Annotated in this window: 20 protein-coding genes; 11 read left to right on the forward strand and 9 right to left on the reverse strand. The window is 67.6% G+C overall.

All coding sequences use genetic code 11. The features are described 5' to 3' along the window. Positions 1-90: 90 nt before the first annotated feature. From AU198_RS20615 to AU198_RS20630, 4 genes are all read right to left on the reverse strand, one after another. Positions 91-570, reverse strand: coding sequence for a hypothetical protein (locus AU198_RS20615; protein WP_064350414.1), 480 nt, complete (start codon positions 568-570; stop codon positions 91-93). Continuing rightward, on the reverse strand, positions 567-2,909 hold the full coding sequence (locus AU198_RS20620; RefSeq protein ID WP_064350415.1) for a molybdopterin oxidoreductase family protein: 2,343 nt from the start codon (positions 2,907-2,909) through the stop codon (positions 567-569). The genes AU198_RS20615 and AU198_RS20620 overlap by 4 nt, the downstream gene beginning before the upstream one ends. Further along, positions 2,906-3,409 carry a copper chaperone PCu(A)C domain-containing protein gene (locus AU198_RS20625; RefSeq protein WP_064350416.1) on the reverse strand — a complete coding sequence of 168 codons (504 nt, stop codon included), beginning with the start codon at positions 3,407-3,409 and terminating at the stop codon, positions 2,906-2,908. The genes AU198_RS20620 and AU198_RS20625 overlap by 4 nt, the downstream gene beginning before the upstream one ends. A gap of 160 nt (positions 3,410-3,569) precedes the next feature. Next, the gene (locus AU198_RS20630) at positions 3,570-4,109 is read right to left on the reverse strand and encodes a cysteine hydrolase family protein (RefSeq protein WP_064350417.1); all 540 of its coding nucleotides are present in this window, start codon (positions 4,107-4,109) and stop codon (positions 3,570-3,572) included. A gap of 43 nt (positions 4,110-4,152) precedes the next feature. Between AU198_RS20630 and AU198_RS20635 the strand changes: the two genes are divergently transcribed. Next, entirely contained in the window at positions 4,153-6,198 is a 2,046-nt protein-coding gene (locus AU198_RS20635; RefSeq protein WP_064350418.1) for an NAD(+) synthase, read from the forward strand. Here AU198_RS20635 and AU198_RS20640 read toward each other — a convergent pair. From AU198_RS20640 to AU198_RS20660, 5 genes are all read right to left on the reverse strand, one after another. Beyond that, positions 6,195-6,797, reverse strand: coding sequence for a methyltransferase family protein (locus AU198_RS20640; RefSeq protein WP_064350491.1), 603 nt, complete (start codon positions 6,795-6,797; stop codon positions 6,195-6,197). The two genes, AU198_RS20635 and AU198_RS20640, sit on opposite strands and share 4 nt — an antisense overlap. 19 nt (positions 6,798-6,816) lie before the next feature. After that, the gene (locus tag AU198_RS20645) at positions 6,817-7,428 is read right to left on the reverse strand and encodes a cation efflux transmembrane domain-containing protein (RefSeq protein WP_064350419.1); all 612 of its coding nucleotides are present in this window, start codon (positions 7,426-7,428) and stop codon (positions 6,817-6,819) included. Continuing rightward, complete coding sequence (locus tag AU198_RS20650) at positions 7,428-7,757, reverse strand: ArsR/SmtB family transcription factor (protein WP_064350420.1); 330 nt, start codon at positions 7,755-7,757, stop codon at positions 7,428-7,430. Before AU198_RS20650 ends, AU198_RS20645 begins: the two co-directional genes overlap by 1 nt. A gap of 115 nt (positions 7,758-7,872) precedes the next feature. After that, positions 7,873-8,709 carry an enoyl-CoA hydratase/isomerase family protein gene (locus tag AU198_RS20655; RefSeq protein ID WP_064350421.1) on the reverse strand — a complete coding sequence of 279 codons (837 nt, stop codon included), beginning with the start codon at positions 8,707-8,709 and terminating at the stop codon, positions 7,873-7,875. Continuing rightward, on the reverse strand, positions 8,706-9,596 hold the full coding sequence (locus tag AU198_RS20660) for a PfkB family carbohydrate kinase (protein ID WP_082691141.1): 891 nt from the start codon (positions 9,594-9,596) through the stop codon (positions 8,706-8,708). Before AU198_RS20660 ends, AU198_RS20655 begins: the two co-directional genes overlap by 4 nt. Positions 9,597-9,670: 74 nt before the next feature. Between AU198_RS20660 and AU198_RS20665 the strand changes: the two genes are divergently transcribed. The 10 genes from AU198_RS20665 to AU198_RS20710 all read left to right on the forward strand — a co-directional run bounded on the left by AU198_RS20665 (position 9,671) and on the right by AU198_RS20710 (position 17,475). Beyond that, positions 9,671-10,927: a glutamate-5-semialdehyde dehydrogenase gene (locus AU198_RS20665; protein ID WP_064350423.1), complete on the forward strand. Its 1,257-nt coding sequence runs from the start codon at positions 9,671-9,673 to the stop codon at positions 10,925-10,927. 15 nt (positions 10,928-10,942) lie between these two features. After that, positions 10,943-11,818, forward strand: a complete 876-nt coding sequence (locus tag AU198_RS20670) for an AAA family ATPase (RefSeq protein ID WP_064350424.1) — start codon at positions 10,943-10,945, stop codon at positions 11,816-11,818. Between the two features lies 1 nt (position 11,819). Continuing rightward, positions 11,820-13,268, forward strand: a complete 1,449-nt coding sequence (locus AU198_RS20675) for a vWA domain-containing protein (protein ID WP_064350425.1) — start codon at positions 11,820-11,822, stop codon at positions 13,266-13,268. Positions 13,269-13,357: 89 nt separating this feature from the next. After that, entirely contained in the window at positions 13,358-13,996 is a 639-nt protein-coding gene (gene nadD, locus AU198_RS20680; RefSeq protein WP_082691136.1) for a nicotinate-nucleotide adenylyltransferase, read from the forward strand. Further along, positions 13,993-14,394: a ribosome silencing factor gene (gene rsfS / locus AU198_RS20685; protein ID WP_064350427.1), complete on the forward strand. Its 402-nt coding sequence runs from the start codon at positions 13,993-13,995 to the stop codon at positions 14,392-14,394. Before nadD ends, rsfS begins: the two co-directional genes overlap by 4 nt. Before the next feature lie 20 nt (positions 14,395-14,414). After that, a complete protein-coding gene (gpgP, locus tag AU198_RS20690) occupies positions 14,415-15,074 on the forward strand; it encodes a glucosyl-3-phosphoglycerate phosphatase (RefSeq protein WP_064350492.1) in 660 nt (219 codons plus the stop codon). Beyond that, positions 15,064-15,786, forward strand: coding sequence for a diglucosylglycerate octanoyltransferase (gene octT / locus AU198_RS20695; protein WP_064350428.1), 723 nt, complete (start codon positions 15,064-15,066; stop codon positions 15,784-15,786). The genes gpgP and octT overlap by 11 nt, the downstream gene beginning before the upstream one ends. Then, positions 15,777-16,613, forward strand: coding sequence for a DegV family protein (locus AU198_RS20700; protein ID WP_064350429.1), 837 nt, complete (start codon positions 15,777-15,779; stop codon positions 16,611-16,613). Before octT ends, AU198_RS20700 begins: the two co-directional genes overlap by 10 nt. Positions 16,614-16,672: 59 nt before the next feature. Beyond that, on the forward strand, positions 16,673-16,993 hold the full coding sequence (locus AU198_RS20705) for an ArsR/SmtB family transcription factor (protein WP_502689309.1): 321 nt from the start codon (positions 16,673-16,675) through the stop codon (positions 16,991-16,993). Beyond that, positions 16,990-17,475 (forward strand): SRPBCC family protein, encoded by a 486-nt coding sequence (locus tag AU198_RS20710; protein WP_064350430.1) that lies wholly within the window; start codon positions 16,990-16,992, stop codon positions 17,473-17,475. The genes AU198_RS20705 and AU198_RS20710 overlap by 4 nt, the downstream gene beginning before the upstream one ends. Positions 17,476-17,480: the final 5 nt, after the last annotated feature.

Consider the following 17,480-nt stretch of genomic DNA (forward strand, 5'->3'; position numbering starts at 1 on the left):
GTAGGCGCTTGGTCGAGGTTCGGCGTCAGCGGTGCTTAAGGGGTTGATCGCACGCACCACATGCGTGCGATCAACCTCTTAAGCCGCCCGTCAGTTCGCCAGGGCCTGTGGCGACAACTCCTTGAGCATCGCGTTCGCCCACCGCATCTGCCGCAGGGCTTGCGGATGGCACCGCTGGGTGAGCTCCAGCAGCCGCTCCTCCTTGGCGGCTTGAGCACCCTGGGCCAGCAGCTCCCAGTCGAGCGAGACGCCGGCCGCCAGCCGGTGCAGCCGCCGGAGATCCGCCAACAACAGCAGGGTGGGCTCGGGACGGCGGCCGAGGCGATCGCTGACCCACTGCTGAGCCGTCTCGGTGACGGCTTTGGTTCGCGGATGCGCGCGCAACCGGACGCCGTAGCGCGGACCGATCTGTGCGATCAATTCGACGTGTTCGCGCGACCAGATGGCGAGGTCATTGGCGACGTGATGGATGCCGTGGTCGTTGTGATGGCGGACGGCGATCGCGTCGAGTGAGCGCGCCAGCCGCAGTTCGGAGCGGTGCAGTTCACGCAACGACAAGCCGAGTTTCATGATGACTCCGCTCCGGTCGACGCGACGGCCAGCCGGGCCGCCGCGGTCTTGAGGATCGGCTGCTTGGAGACCGGATCCCAGTCGGTCAGTGTCAGCTCATTGGCGGCCCGATCGCACTCGGCTGCCTCGGTGTCCCAGTAGCCGTAGTGAAACGGTAGGAACAGCACGCCCGTGCGGATGCCGGTGATGCGCGCCTTGGCCCGCACGCGACCGCGCGGTGTCTCGATGTCTGCCAGAGCACCCTCGCGCAGGCCGACCCGTCGGGCATCGTCCTCGGCCACCTCGACCCACACCTCCGGAGCGGCCGCGGCAAGCTCGGGTACGCGGCCGGTCTTGGTTCTGGTGTGGAACTGGTACACGGTTCTGCCGGTGATCAACGCGAACGGATAGTCGTCGCTGGGAGCTTCGTGCGGCGGCAGATACTCGGCCGCCTTGATGATCGCCTTGCCGAGCGGGTTCATCGCCCGGTATTCGGTCGGCTCCAGCGGTGCGCCGGTGATCAGATCCTTGCCGTAGGCCTCGCAATAGTTGGGGTCGGCCCAGAATCGCCCGTCGGAGTACAGGCGTTCGGTACCCTCGGGATGTTCTGCGTTGCAGGGCCATTGAATCCCTCGGCTGCCGCGCAGCTTGCCGTAGCTCAGCCCGGTGTAATCGCACGGCCGCCCTGCACTGCATCGCTGCCACGCGGTGAAGGCCGACTCCGGGTCGGTCCATGACGGCAGCGGATTTCCGTCGCGGTCACGAAAATCCATGCGGCGGGCGTAATCGAGGAAGATATCGAGGTCGGGTCGCGCCTGACCGGGTGGGTCCACCGCCTTCTCCGACAGGTGCACGGTGCGGTCGGTATTGGTGAACGTGCCCGTCTTCTCCGCCCACGCGGCTGCGGGCAGCACCACGTCGGCGAGTTCGGTTGTCTCCGTAGGAAAGATGTCTTGTACGACGAGAAACAGCCGATCCTGGCTCAAGATGCTGCGGATGCGGCGCAGCTCGGGTAGTGACACCGCTGGATTGGTCGCGCTGACCCACAGCAGGCGCAGCGTGCCCTGTTCGGCGTATCGAAGCATCTGCATCACATGCGTCGGCGGCGCATAGTGCGGAATCTGCATCATGTCCAGGTTCCACAGGTCGGCCAACTCGCGGATGTGGCTGTCGTTGGACCAGTTCCGGAAGCCGGCCAGATCCCCATCGGCGCCGCATTCGCGCGTGTTCTCGGCCGTCGGTTGGCCGTTCATCTGCAATACCCCGCATCCGGGCTCACCGAGCATGCCGCGCAGGATGTGGACGTTGTTGACCTGCACCGCCGCGGCGGACGCCTGATGGGACTGGTAGAAGCCCTGCAGCACGGTCGACAGGAGTCGATCCGCGGTGCCCAGAAGCCGTGCCGCCGAGCGGATGTCGTCGGCGGACACGCCGCAGATCTCGGCGGCACGTTCCGGCGGAAACTCGGCGACGCGTTTGCGCAACTCGTCGAAACCGACGGCGTGGGTGCGGACGTAGTCGGTGTCGACCCAGCCGTTGAGCACTATCTCGTACAAAAGCCCGTTCATCAACGCGACGTTGGTGCCGGGCAGCGGGGCGAGGTGCACCGTCGCACACGCGGCAACCGGTGTCCTGCGCGGATCGACGCACACAATCGCCGGCGGATCCGGTCCGGCGAGGCGGTCCAGAATCCGCATCCACAGGACCGTCTGGGTCTCGGCGACGTTGTGGCCGTAAAGCGCGATGACGTCGGCGTGGTCGACGTCGGTGTAGGAGCCGGGCTGACCGTCGCAGCCGAACGACTCCTTCAGCGCCTCGGCGGCCGTCGCGGTGCACAACCGGGTGTTGCCGTCGACGTGGTTGGTGCCGATCGCACCGTGGGCGATGACACCGAGGGTGTAATACTCCTCGAGGAACAGCTGACCCGATGTGTAGAACCCGAACGCCGACGGCCCATACCGGTCGAGCAGTCGCTTGCTGTGGCGCACCACCTGATCCATTGCCGTGTCCCAATCGCACTCGGTCAGTTCGCCGTTGATGCGGATCATCGGTGCGGTCAGCCGATCGGGCGACGCGTTGGCCTGCCACCCGTAGAAGTCCTTGGGGTCGAGTCGGCCGTGGTTGACGCGGTCGTTGTCGCGGCCCCGCACACCGACGATCCGGCCGTCCTTGACCGCGATGTCGAGCCCGTCACCGTTGGAATGCAGAACCGAGGCCGACTGCACCCAGCGGTCGACGTTGTCGGGATCCAAATCGTCGGCGAGGAACATGTCGACGCGTTTTGGCCACTTTCCGCCCTTGGCGTAGGGGGTTCGCGTTCCCCACGGTTCGGTGATGCGATCGCGCTTGCCGTTGCTCATTGTTGGGTCGGGCAGGCTTCGACGGGCACCGGCATGGTCAGCTCGCCAAACTGCTGGAAGCGGAAGGTCACGTCGACGTTGTAGGCGGGTCGGACGGTCTGGGTGATGCCCTCCAGTGTGACGCTGAGCGGCCGGCCGGGTTCGACCAGTTGACCGGTGGCGAGCGCGGTGCCCGCGGCGACCTTGATCGGCGGACTCGGATCGATACGGATGTTCTCGGCGGCTGGTGTCGTGATCGCCTCCAACCGTTCGGCCTCCAGCGGTCGATTGTTGGTGATCGTGAACCGCAAGTCTGCGGTGTCGCCGACCTGGATCTCACATGATCCGGGTAAGTAACGCGGTACGACGAAGGTGTTCTCGACGGTGGTCTCCGAGGTCTGCGAACCGGACCCTCGGTTGGTCGATTCGCCCGTGGTGTAGCTTCCGCAGCCGGTCAGCAGGAACGTGACAAGCAGGACCGTCGCTACGGCAGTGGGTTTGCACCGTTCGGATTTCGTCACCGAAGCGAGGCCTACCCGCTCTCAGCGGCGCCAAACCCTGACGCGGTGCCGGTTCTGCGCAGGGGCGCACATTCGGATTTGGTCGGGCTGGTCAACAACGCCCGCGAACCGACCGGCGCGGCATCGGCGGGTGGCTGCGAGCTCTACCTCGCCCGAGCGTTCACTGCAAACACTTTGCCGCAGGCGTGATCTCGGCGCTCATGTTGCTTTTCATCATGGTCAGCGCCGCGTCGCTGAGCTCAGGATCGATGTGGGCCACGGCGTCGGGTGGGACGACGACGGGGAAGTGCCGGACATAAGCATCCAGTGCGGTGTAGAGGATGCACTGCTCGGTGACCTGACCGGTGAGGATGACCCGTTCGGGTTGCAGCTGGCCGAGCAGGTAAGCGAGTGAGGTGGCGTAGAAGGCGCTGTGGCGCACCTTCGTCATCAACCGGCAGCCCTTCTGCGGCACGATCGGTTCGACGAGGTCCGGACGCTCACCCTGCAGCGCCGACTCCACGATGTCGCTGAACTCCGCGGTGAAATCGCCGTAGTTGTCGTTGACATAGATGAGGTCGACATTGTCGCGGTCACGGGCCTCGGCGACGAGCCTCGCCAGCGGATCGATGATCTCGGCGACGTGTGGGGCCAGCTTCTCGGCGTCGGGATGGTCGTAGGTGTTCATCATGTCGATGACCAGCACTGCGGTGTCACTCATGGGGACTTGCATACCCGGTTCCGTTTTCGGGCAACAATGAGGCATGGATTTCTACTCGGCGTACCGGCACGGCTTCGCCCGCGTCGCCGCATGCACGCACCACACGGCGCTCGCCGACCCGCGAGCCAATGCCGAATCAGTGCTGCGGTTGGCGCGCGCCTGTCACGACGACAGCGTCGCGCTCGCGGTGTTTCCCGAGCTGACACTGTCGGGGTATTCGATCGAGGACATCGTGATGCAGGATGCGCTGCTCGATGCGGTCGAGGACGCGGTGCTCGACGTCGTCGTCGCTTCCGCCGACCTGATGCCGGTCCTGGTGATCGGTGCGCCCCTGCGCTACCGGCACCGGATCTACAACACCGCCGTGGTGATCCACCGCGGCCGCGTGCTCGGCGTGGCGCCCAAGTCGTACCTGCCGACGTATCGCGAGTTCTACGAGCGCAGGCAGATGGCCCCCGGCGACGATGTGCGCGGCGCGATCCGGATGGGTGAGTGGGCGGACGTTCCGTTTGGGCCCGATCTGTTGTTCACCGCGACCGACCTGCCCGGGTTCGTGTTGCACGTCGAGATCTGCGAGGACATGTTCGTGCCGATCCCGCCCAGCGCGTCGGCGGCCCTTGCCGGCGCCACGGTGTTGGCGAACCTGTCGGGAAGCCCGATCACGATCGGACGCTCGGAAGACCGCTGCCTGTTGGCCCGCTCGGCGTCGGCGCGCTGCCTGGCCGCCTATGTGTACGCCGCGGCTGGGGAGGGTGAGTCGACCACCGACCTCGCCTGGGACGGCCAGACGATGATCTGGGAGAACGGCGAATGCCTGGCCCAATCCGAGCGCTTCCCCAAGGGTGAACGACGCTCCGTCGCCGACGTCGATCTGGAATTGCTGCGATCCGAACGCCTCCGGATGGGCACCTTCGACGACAACCGCAGGCACCACGCGGCATCGACGGACACCTACCGGCGGGTGGAGTTCCAGCTCGATCCACCGACCGGTGATGTCGGGTTGCTTCGCCACATCGAGCGCTTCCCGTTCGTCCCGTCGGATCCCGAACGACTGGAACAGGATTGCTACGAGGCCTACAGCATCCAGGTGGCCGGGCTCGAACAACGCCTGCGCGCCTTGAACTTTCCCAAAATCGTGCTCGGGCTGTCCGGTGGGCTGGACTCGACGCACGCCTTGATTGTCGCCGCGCGTGCGATGGATCGCGAACAGCGCCCGCGCAGTGACATTCTCGCGTTCACCATGCCCGGATTCGCGACAGGGGAGAGGACCAAGGGCAACGCCGAGCGGTTGGCCGAGGCGCTGGGGGTGACGTTCACCGAACTCGACATCAGTTCCACAGCGGAGTTGATGCTCACCAACATCGACCACCCGTTCGGCCGCGGGGAGAAGGTCTACGACGTCACGTTCGAGAACGTGCAGGCCGGGCTGCGCACCGATTACCTGTTCCGCCTGGCCAATCAACGCGGAGGAATCGTGTTGGGCACCGGCGACCTGTCGGAACTCGCGCTGGGCTGGTCGACTTACGGTGTGGGCGATCAGATGTCGCATTACAACGTCAACGGCGGTGTTCCGAAGACGTTGATCCAGCACCTCATTCGCTGGGTGATCTCGTCTCAGCAGTTCGACGACAGGGTCAACGAGGTGTTGCAGTCGGTGCTCGACACCGAGATTTCGCCCGAGCTCGTACCGGCCGGCGAGGACGAGGAGATTCAGAGCAGCGAGTCCAAGGTCGGCCCTTATGTGCTGCAGGACTTTTCGCTGTTTCAGGTGCTGCGCTTCGGGTTCCGGCCGTCGAAGGTCGCGTTTCTGGCCTGGCACGCCTGGAGCGATCCACAACGCGGCGAGTGGCCCACCGGGTACCCCGAATCCAAGCGACCGTCGTACTCGCTCAAAGAGATCCGGCACTGGCTGCAGGTGTTCGCCCAGCGGTACTATTCGTTCGCCCAGTTCAAGCGGTCGGCCGTGCCGAACGGGCCGAAGGTGTCGCACGGCGGATCGCTTTCGCCGCGCGGTGACTGGCGGGCGCCCTCGGACATGTCCGCTCGCACCTGGCTCGACGAGATCGAGCGCGAGATCCCCGAAGACTAGCGCCGTCCGACGCCGGGGAGGAATCGGCCGACGGTTGCGAGGTAGTCGCGGTAGGCGTCGCCGTGCACGGTGAGGAGGTACGGCTCCTCGACGACACGAACCTGTGTCTGGATCGTCGCGATCAGCAGGACGAAACCGATCACCGCGACGAGATTCGGTGTGATCAGGGCGATTCCGAAGCCGAAGACCATCATCGCGGTGAAGATCGGGTTGCGCACCCAGCCGAATACGCCGCCGCGCACCAACGTCGTCCTCTCGCTGGCGTCGACCCCGATGCGCCACGAGTCGCCCATGTCGATCTGCGCGTAGAGCGTCGCGGCGATGCCGGCCACCGCGATCGCGATGCCGGCGACGTTCACCCATGTCCGATCCAGCGGCGCCAACGGAGCGATGAGGCCGACCAGTTGCAGTGTCGGGGCGAACACCGCCGCGCCCATCGACACGATGAACCCCGCGCCGGCGAACCACTCGAGTGACAACGGTCGGCCGCTGATGCCCCGGAAGCCGGTCGATCCGGTGCGGCGCTTCTGTTGCCAACTGCGCCAACCGAATCCGAGAATGGCGAACACCACGAACAGGGCGATGGCGACGATCGGCATGCTCATCCTTTCTCGAAGTTCATGTGCAGCAGGGGTCACCGCGCCACGCCTCGATCCCTTCGCGGACAGCGATCACCGCGATCCCGAGGGCGGCGACCGGGTCGGCCCACGACCAGCCGAACAGGCCGTTGAGCACCAGGCCCGCCAGCACTATGGCCGACAAGTAGGCGCACAGCAGTGTCTGTTTGGAGTCGGCGACCGCCGACGTCGACCCGAACTCGCGACCGGCCCGCCGCTGCGCCAACGACAGCACCGGCATGATCACCAGGCTCAGCGCGGCCAGCACGATGCCGACGACGGAGGGCGCGGCCTCACTCCGGCCGGTCAACGTCAGCACCGCGTCGATCCCGACGTACGCGGCGAGTGCGAAGAACGAGAACGCGATGAATCGCAGCGCGGCCTTCTCCCGCGTCTCGGGATCGCGTGCGGAGAACTGCCATGCGACGGCCGCCGCGGAGGAGACCTCGACGATCGAATCCAAACCGAACCCGACCAGCGCCGACGACGACACCCGGGCGCCCTCGGCCAGTGCGACGATCGCCTCGAGGACGTTGTAGGTGATCGTGGCCGCCACGAGCCAGCGGATCCGGCGCGCCAGCACCGTGCGGCGGGTTTCGCTCGGGGCGGCCATCAGCAGCAGGCGTCGTCGGCGGCGGCCGGACAGCAGGCCGGGTCCACCTCGAGCACCAGACCGACCAGGTCGTCGAGCGCGTGGGCGATGCGCTCATCGGCGAGTTCGTAGCGGCTGCGCCGGCCCTCGGGCTGCGCGGTCACCAGACCGCAGCCACGCAGGCATGCCAGGTGGTTGGACAGGATCTGGCGGGAGACGCCGATCTTGTCGGCCAGCTCCGACGGATATCCGGGGCCGTCGCGCAGGATCAGCAGGATCTCGGCCCGGGTCGGATCGGACAGAGCACAACCGAACCGCGACAGCGCATCGCTGCGAGTGACCGTCTGCACGAGGCAGACAGTACATCACAAGCTGTATTCAGCCAAGGCTGAACTGCAATCCTCGCCCTTCTGCGATTTGTGGAGTGGCACCGGCGCTCACCGCCGGTGCGGCTCACAATCGACCTCAGAGGCGGCCGTCGATGCGCAGGTCCGGGTGCACCCAGTCCGGGGATCGGCGCTCCTTGAAAGCCATGAAGCCCTCGATCGACTCGGGCGCGCCCAGGCTGGCCTGCATACCGATGCGGTCGTAGAGGCCGATGTAGTTGTCCAGGCTCGACTTGACGACGGTTCGGGCTGCGGGCGCGGTGCGGCAGCATTGGGCCAGGACCTCGCGAGCCGTCTCGGCCAGCTCGTCGTGGGGGACCACCCGTGCCACCATGCCCCAGTCGTGTGCCTCGGCGGCGGTCAGCGTGCGCCCGGTGAACATCAGGTCGCGGGTGCGGACCGGCCCGATCAGCCGGGCCAGCATGTGGCTGTAGTACGTGTCGGCGATTCCGCGGTACAGCTCGGGCACCCGGAACGTGGCCCGCTCGCTGACGACGGCGATGTCGGCGCAGAGCGCGATCTGCAGCCCACCGCCCTGGCACAGCCCGTTCACCGCGGCGACGACGGGTTTGGCGGACTGGCGCAGTGTGTCGAACGGCAACGCGTCCATCCCCAGCGCGGGCCCGAACGTCATCCAGTTGTCGGCGCCGCCGCCGCCCATGTCCCCGCCGGGGGCGAAGACGTCGCCGGTGCCCGTGAGCAGCAGTCCGGCGAGGTCGGGGTCGCCTTCGACATGCTTGACCGCGTACTTGATGCCGAAGTACATCGCGGGGGTCATCGCGTTGCGGGCCTCGGGGCGGTCGAGCCGGCACACCCCGAACGCGCCCTCGCGGGTGAACTTCAGGAACGGGGTGCCGAGCCAGTCGCCTTCGGGAGGGCGCGGGGCGTCGGTGGTGCTCGGCTGGGTGGTCGTCATAACTGCCTTTCTGTTGCTCTGTTGGACACAGCGTCGTCGATGGCTTCGGCGTAGGGCGCGCAGTCACCGGCTCCCGGTACGAGCGTCGACAGGGCCGCCGCGGCGCATGCTCGGCGCAGGGCGAGTTCGTGGCCGTCGACCCAGTGCGTGGCGAGCACGCCGGCGAACACGTCACCCGCACCGGTGGTGTCCACCGCGTGCACCGCGGGGGCGGGGACGCTGAAGCGTTCGCCGTCGCCGAGGTAGCTCGCCCCGCGGGCCCCGCGGGTGATCACGAGATGAGGGACCGGCCAGTGCCACGCGCCGGCCTCGGTTTCGTTGACCACCACGACATCGGCAAACTCGGACAAGGCGAGCAGATCGTGCGGCGGGGCCCCGGCCGGGGAGGCGTTCACGACGACGACCGCGCCGGCGGCGGACGCGGTCTGCGCGGCGGCGATCGCCGTCGCGATCGGGATCTCCAACTGCAGCAACACCACGTCGCTGTCGGCGATGACGGCGCGGACATCGGCGGAGTCCACGGACAGCGTGGCGTTGGCGCCCGGCGCGACCACGATCGTGTTCTCCGCCGAGGAGTCCACGGTGATGACGGCCGACCCGCTCGGTCCGGGCACGGTGACGACGCCGTCGAGTGCGACGCCGTTGGTGCTGAGGTGGTCGCGCAACATCTCCGCCGACCCGTCGTTTCCGAGCGCGGCGACCAGTCGCACCTTTGCGCCCGCCCTGGCCGCCGCGACCGCCTGGTTGCCGCCCTTGCCGCCCGGGGCCATCGACAGACCCGACGCCAGCACCGTCTGGCCGGGTCGGGGCAGGGTGCGAACGGTGAAAGTCAGATCAGCGTTGACACTGCCGACCACGCATACCCGGCTGCAGTCCCGCGGCGCCATGGCTCCCAACGCTAATGCAGGGCCCCTGCCTGACACGTGTCGAACGCCCGAACCTCGTTCGATACCCTGGATAAATGAGTGTGCAGGCACCCGTCGGCGCTGTAGGCGCCGATCTGCGCCAGCAGGTGCACGACGCCGCCCGCCGGGCCCGCGCGGCGGCCCGCGCGCTGGCCACCCTGAGTTCGGAAACCAAGAACCGTGCGCTGAACACCGCCGCCGACCATGTGCTGATGTCAGCGAGCCGGATCCTCGAGGCCAACGAGCGCGATCTCGACGTCGCCCGTGCCGCGGGCACGCCCGAGGCGATGCTCGATCGGCTCGCGCTGAACCCGAAGCGGATCGACGGCATCGCCGACGGCTTGCGGCAGGTGTCCCGATTGCCCGATCCGCTCGGCGAGGTGTTGCAGGGCCGCACGCTGCCCAACGGTTTGCAACTGCGCCAGCTGCGCGTGCCGCTCGGCGTCGTCGGAATCGTCTACGAAGGCCGGCCCAACGTGACGGTCGACGCGTTCGGGTTGACGCTCAAATCCGGTAACGCGGTCCTGCTTCGCGGTAGCTCCTCGGCGGCCTACTCCAACGCCGCACTGGTGAACGCACTGCGGGCGGCACTGGCCACCGAACTGCTCGAGGTGGACGCCGTACAGTTGCTGCCCAGTGCCGACCGCGCCAGCGTGACGCACCTGATCCAGGCCCGTGGGCTCGTCGATGTCGTCATCCCCCGCGGCGGCGCGGGTCTCATCGACGCCGTCGTCCGTGATGCGACGGTGCCGACGATCGAGACCGGTGTCGGCAATTGCCATGTGTACGTGCATGAATCGGCCGACCTCGACGTCGCCGAACGAATCCTGCTCAACGCCAAGACCCGTCGACCCAGCGTCTGCAACGCGGCTGAATCGGTTCTGGTCGACGCGGCCATCGCCGACCGTGCGTTGCCGCGGCTGACCGAGGCGCTGCGGCACGCCGGTGTGACGGTGCATGACAACCCGTCCGACGACGAGTTGCGCGCGGAGTTCCTGTCGTTGGACATCGCGGTGGCGGTGGTGGACGGTGTCGACGCCGCGATCGACCACATCAATGAGTACGGCACCGGACACACCGAAGCCATCGTCGCCACCGACCTGGCTGCCGCACAACGCTTCACCGAGCGCGTCGATGCCGCCGCGGTGATGGTGAACGCATCGACCGCGTTCACCGACGGCGAGCAGTTCGGGTTCGGCGCCGAGATCGGCATCTCCACCCAGAAGCTGCATGCCCGCGGACCCATGGGTCTGCCCGAACTGACGTCAACCAAGTGGATTGTGTGGGGAGACGGCCACACCCGCCCGGCCTGATATAGGAGTCAATCCGTGAGTGTCCCCGCGCGCCCAGCGCCGCTGTTCGCCGACATCGAGGACGTCGGCAGGCGACTCGCAGAAACGGGCTATCTTCCCGACACCGCAACCGCCACAGCGGTTTTCCTGGCCGATCGGTTGGGCAAGCCGTTGTTGGTGGAAGGGCCCGCGGGTGTCGGCAAGACCGAACTGGCCCGCGCCGTCGCGCAATCGACGGGTTCGGGTCTGGTGCGGTTGCAGTGCTACGAGGGCGTCGACGAGGCCCGCGCCCTCTACGAGTGGAACCACGCCAAGCAGATACTCCGTATCCAAGCGGGACACGGTGATTGGGACAGCACACGCGACGACGTGTTCTCCGAGGAGTTCCTGCTCTCGCGCCCGCTGCTGACCGCGATCCGGCGCACCGAACCGACCGTGCTGCTCATCGACGAGACCGACAAGGCCGACATCGAGATCGAAGGTCTGCTGCTGGAAGTACTCTCAGACTTCGCGGTGACCGTCCCGGAATTGGGCACGATCTCCGCCGAGCGCGCGCCGTTCGTCGTGCTGACCTCCAACGCCACCCGGGAGCTGTCCGAGGCGCTCAAACGTCGCTGCCTGTTCCTGCACATCGACTTTCCCGATCCCGACCTGGAGCGGCGGATCCTGCTGTCCCGGGTGCCCGAGCTGCCCGAGCGCCTGGCCGACGAACTGGTCAAGATCATCGGCGTGCTGCGGGGAATGCAGCTCAAGAAGCTGCCCTCGGTGGCCGAGACGATCGACTGGGGCCGCACGATTTTGGCTTTGGGCCTGGACACCATCGACGACGCGACGATCGCGGCCACCCTCGGGGTGGTGCTCAAACACCAGTCGGATCAGATCAAGGCCTCCGGCGAGCTGAGGCTCAACTGAGATGGCCGTCCGCCGGACCCGACCGCCGCAGCCGCTGGCGCCGCACGGCCTGCCCGGCCACCTCGTCGGGTTCGTCGAAGCGCTACGCGCGCAGGGCATTTCGGTAGGTCCGTCGGAAACCGTCGACGCCGGGCGGGTGGTCTCGGTGCTGGGGTTGGCCGACCGCGACGCGTTGCGCGAGGGCATCGCGTGCGCGGTACTGCGCCGCCCCGACCACCGCGACACCTACGACGCGATGTTCGACCTGTGGTTCCCCGCCGCGCTGGGCGCCAGGACGATCCTGGTCGAGGACGACGACGACACCGACACCGACGAGCCGGGCCTGCCGCCCGAAGACGTCGAGGCGATGCGCGCGGCGCTGCTCGACATGCTGGCCGAGAATCAGGATCTGGCCAACCTCGACGAGCGGATGGCTGCGATGATCGCTCAGATCGTCGAGGCGTACGGCCGGTACAACTCCAGCCGGGGGCCGTCGTACTCGTCGTATCAGGCACTCAAGTCGATGAACCTCGACGACCTCGAGGGCCGGCTGCTGGCCGGCCTGCTCGCGCCCTACGGCGACGAGCCCACGCCCACCCAAGAACAGATCGCCAAAGCCCTTGCCGCACAGCGCATCAACCAGCTGCGCAAGATGGTCGAGGCCGAAACCAAACGGCGCACCGCCGAGCAGCTCGGGCGTGACCACGTGCAGATGTACGGGGTGCCTCAACTGACCGAGAACGTGGAGTTCCTGCGCGCCTCGGGTGAGCAACTGCGCCAGATGCGCAAGGTCGTGCAGCCGCTCGCGCGCACGTTGGCGACCCGGCTGGCCGCTCGGCGACGGCGGTCGCGCGCCGGTGAGATCGACCTGCGCAAGACGCTGCGCAAATCCATGTCCACCGGTGGGGTGCCGATCGACGTCGTGCTCAAGAAGCCCCATCCGGCGCGGCCCGAGTTGGTGGTGCTGTGCGACGTGTCCGGATCGGTCGCCGGCTTCAGCCACTTCACGCTGCTGCTCGTGCACGCGCTGCGCCAGCAGTTCAGTAGGGTTCGCGTCTTTGCCTTCATCGACACCACCGACGAGGTCACCGAACTGTTCGGACCCGACGCCGATCTGGCGGTCGCCGTGCAGCGGATCACCCGCGAGGCCGGCGTGTACACCCGCGACGGGCACTCCGACTACGGCCATGCGTTCGTGTCGTTCATGGACCGCTGGCCCAACGTGCTCTCACCGCGCAGTGCGCTGCTGATCCTCGGCGACGCCCGCAACAACTACCGCAACCCCGAGGTCGACCTGCTCGCGCACATGGTCAACTCGAGCAGGCACGCGCACTGGCTCAACCCCGAACCGCGACACCTGTGGGGCAGCGGCGACTCGGCCGTACCGCGCTACTCCGACGTCATCACCATGCACGAATGTCGCTCGGCCAAGCAGCTCGCCTCGGTGATCGACCAGTTGCTACCGGTCTGACTACCGCCGAACGTGGGTTACCCGCACGCCTCGGCGGCCCGAACCGTGACACGAGCCCCCACTCGGCGCGAGAAGTAAGCTGGCTCTCCATGGCTCCGCGACGCAGGCTCGGCGTGATGGGGGGGACGTTCGATCCCATCCACAACGGCCACCTGGTGGCCGCCAGCGAGGTGGCCGACCGGTTCGGGCTCGACGAGGTCGTGTTCGTCCCGACCGGACAGCCGTGGCAGAAGGATCGCGACGTCACCGCCGCCGAAGACCGGTACCTGATGACGGTGATCGCCACCGCGTCCAACCCTCGGTTCAGCGTCAGTCGGGTCGACATCGACCGGGGCGGGCCGACCTACACCAAGGACACGCTGCGCGATCTGCATGCGCTCAACCCCGACGCCGACCTGTTCTTCATCACCGGCGCCGACGCGCTCGCGTCGATCCTGACATGGCAGAACTGGGAGGACATGTTCGCGATCGCGAGCTTCGTGGGGGTCAGCAGGCCCGGATACGAGCTGGACGGCAAGCACATCGCCGCGGCGATCAAGGAACTGCCCGAGGACGCGCTCAAGCTGGTGGAGGTGCCCGCGCTGGCCATCTCCTCGACCGACTGCCGCAAGCGCGCCGAGGAGAACCGGCCGATCTGGTATCTGGTGCCCGACGGCGTCGTGCAGTACGTGGCGAAGCGCAGACTCTATGCGAGACAACCGATGACAACCCAAGGAAAGCATCAATGAGCGCCTCCGACGAAGCCGTTCGCATGGCAGGAGTGGCCGCGAAGGCGGCCGCATCCAAAGTGGCGAACGACGTCGTCGTGATCGACGTGTCGGGGCAACTCGTCATCACCGACTGCTTCGTGATCGCCTCGGCCTCCAACGAGCGTCAGGTCAACGCGATCGTTGACGAGGTCGAGGAGAAGATGCGCCTCGCCGGCTACAAGCCGGCCCGCCGTGAAGGCGCCCGCGAGGGCCGCTGGACGCTGCTGGACTACGTCGACATCGTGGTGCACATCCAGCATCAGGACGAGCGCAACTTCTATGCGCTGGACCGCTTGTGGAAAGACTGCCCGACCATCCCGGTCGATCTCGACGGGCCCGCCGCGCAACCGCCCGCCGACGAGGACGGCGCGCAGTGAGGCGGATCCGGCGCTTGGTCATGCTCCGCCACGGGCAGACCGAGTACAACGCGGGCAACCGGATGCAGGGCCAACTCGACACCGACCTGAGTGATCTGGGGCGTCACCAGGCCGTCGCGGCCGCGGAGGTGTTGGCCAAACGCCGACCGCTGGCGATCGTGTCGTCGGATCTGCGCCGCGCCCTCGACACCGCCGTCGTACTGGGGGAGCATGCGGGAATGCCGGTGATCGCCGACATCCGCCTGCGGGAGACCCACCTCGGCGAGTGGCAGGGGATGACGCATCTGGAGGTCGACGCCATTGCCCCGGGAGCCCGGCTGGCGTGGCGTGACGATTCGCGGTGGGCGCCGCCGGGCGGGGAGAGCCGCGTCGACGTCGCCGCGCGCAGCAGGCCGCTGGTCGACGAGCTCATCGACGAACACGCCCAGTGGGGGCTGGACCAGGCCGGCGACGGACCGGAACGGCCGGTCGTGCTGGTCGCCCACGGCGGGTTGATCGCGGCGCTGACCGCCTCGCTGCTCGGCCTGCCGGTGGACAACTGGCCGATCCTCGGCGGGATGGGCAACGCCAGCTGGGTACAGCTGGCCGGCCACAGCGCCGTCGAGGCCGCGCCCGCCGATGTCCGGTGGCGGCTCGACGTGTGGAACGCCTCAGCGCAGGTTGCCGGCGATGTCCTCTGACCGTCAGACCCTGCTGGTCTTCTGTGACTCGCTGTCCTACTACGGCCCGGCCGGCGGGCTCCCCTCCGACGATCCGCGAATCTGGCCCAACATCGTTGCAGCACAACTGGGTTGGGATGTCGAGCTGATCGGCCGAATCGGTTGGACCTGCCGCGACGTGTGGTGGGCGGCCATCCAGGATCCGCGGTCCTGGGCGGCGTTGCCGCGGGCCGGTGCGGTCGTCTTTGCCACGGGCGGAATGGATTCGCTGCCGTCGCCGCTGCCGACCGCACTGCGCGAACTCATCCGCTACGTGCGACCGCCGTGGCTACGACGATGGGTGCGCGACGGGTACGGCTGGGTCCAGCCGCGCCTGTCGCCGGTGGCGCGCGCGGCGCTGCCCCCACACCTGTCCGCCGAGTATCTGGAGATGACCCGCGGCGCAATCGACTTCAACCGGCCCGGAATCCCCGTCGTCGCGTGCCTGCCTTCGGTGCACATCGCCGATACCTACGGCAGGGCGCACCACGGCCGCGACGGGACGGTAAAGGCGCTCACCGAATGGGCTGAGCGCCATGATGTTCCGCTCGTCGACCTCAAGGCGGCGGTCGGTGTATACGTGATGAGCGGACAGGGCAACCCCGACGGCATCCACTGGAACTTCGAAGCCCATCAGGCTGTCGCGGACTCGATGCTCAAGGCGCTCGCCGAAGCCGGCGTGCCATGTCGGTGATCGTGGTGACCGACTCGTCGTCGCGGTTGGCGCCCGACGAGTTGAAGCAGTGGGACATCCGGCAGGTGCCCTTGCACGTGCTGGTCGATGTGATCGATCTGCGAGACGGTATCGACGAGGTGCCCTACGACATCCACGACGTGCCGCGCGCCAGCACCGCCGGCGCGGCGCCCGCCGACCTCGCGGACACCTACCGGCAAGCGCTGCGGGACAGTGGAGGCGACGGCGTGGTCGCCGTGCACCTGTCGTCGGCGCTGTCGAGCAGTTACAGTTCGGCCGTCCAGGCGGCCCGCGAGTTCGGATCCTCGGTGCGGGTGGTGAATTCGCGTTCGGCGGCGATGGGGGTGGGGTTCACCGCGATGGCGGCGGCGAAGGCCGCGGCGTCGGGCTCGGACTTGGATTCGGTTGAGGCCGTTGCTCGTTCGGCTGCCCAGCGGACCCACGCCTTCATCGTGGTGCATCGACTGGACAACCTGCGCCGCAGCGGGCGGATCGGCACCGCGGCGTCGTGGTTGGGGACGGCGCTGTCGCTCAAACCGCTGCTGCGCCTCGATGTCGACGGTCGGCTCGTGCTCGACCAGCGAATCCGGACGGTCACCAAGGCACACGCCGCGATGGTGGACCGCATCGTCGACCTCGTCGGTGAGCGCCAGGCATCGATCGCCGTCCATCATGTCGACAACCACGACGGCGCCGATGAGGTCGGGGCCGCGCTGACCGATCGGCTCCCTCAGCTCGAGTCGCTCACCGTCACCGACATGGGGCCGGTGCTGGCGATTCACGTCGGCGCCGGTGCGATCGGCGTCGTCGTTCAACTGGCCGAATAATCCCGTCGTCGCGCGCCGGACCATTGCCGTGAGCATTGGTAAGTGGTAACTTACCGTTCGTGCTCGCTTACCAAGAGGGTGACGCGTGGGTGGCGATGGCGGACCGCACGCGGCGGTCGATCGTCGAACGTCTCGCGCACCGGCCGATGGCGGTGGGGCAGTTGGCCCGCGAACTTCCGGTCAGCAGGCCGGCGGTGTCCCAACATCTGAAGGTCCTCAAGCTCGCCGGGCTGGTGTGCGATCGCGCTGAAGGCACCCGCCGCGTGTACCAACTGGACCCGGCGGGTTTGGCCGCGATGCGGGCCGAACTCGACCGCTTCTGGATGCGGGCGCTGGCCGGTTTCAAGGAGATGGTCGAGAGCGAAGGAGAACCCCAATGACCTCAGCCCAGTCGGCGGTCATCCGCCACGACATCACGGTCAACGCGCCGCTGGAGCGCGCGTTTCGGGTGTTCACCGGGAGATTCGGCGACTTCAAGCCGCGCGAACACAACCTGCTGGGCGTGCCGATCGCCGAAACGGTGTTGGAACCCCGTGTCGGCGGGCGCATCTACGACCGCGGCATCGACGGCAGCGTGTGCGCGTGGGCGCGGGTGCTCGTCATCGAGCCGCCCCATCGCCTCGTCTTCTCCTGGGACATCGGCACGACGTGGCAGATCGAATCGGATCCGGCGCGGTGCAGCGAGGTGGAGGTGGTGTTCACCGCCGAAGCGGACGGCCGCACCCGCGTCAGCCTCGAGCATCGCCACATCGAACGGCACGGCGACGGGTGGGACTCCGTCGCCTCCGGTGTCGGCGGGGATGCGGGTTGGCCGCTGTACCTGCGCCGGTTCGGTGAGCTGGTTGCGCGGGAGGCGCAGTGACCACG

Source organism: Mycobacterium sp. GA-1199 (assembly GCF_001500045.1).
Classification (GTDB): Bacteria; Actinomycetota; Actinomycetes; order Mycobacteriales; family Mycobacteriaceae; genus Mycobacterium.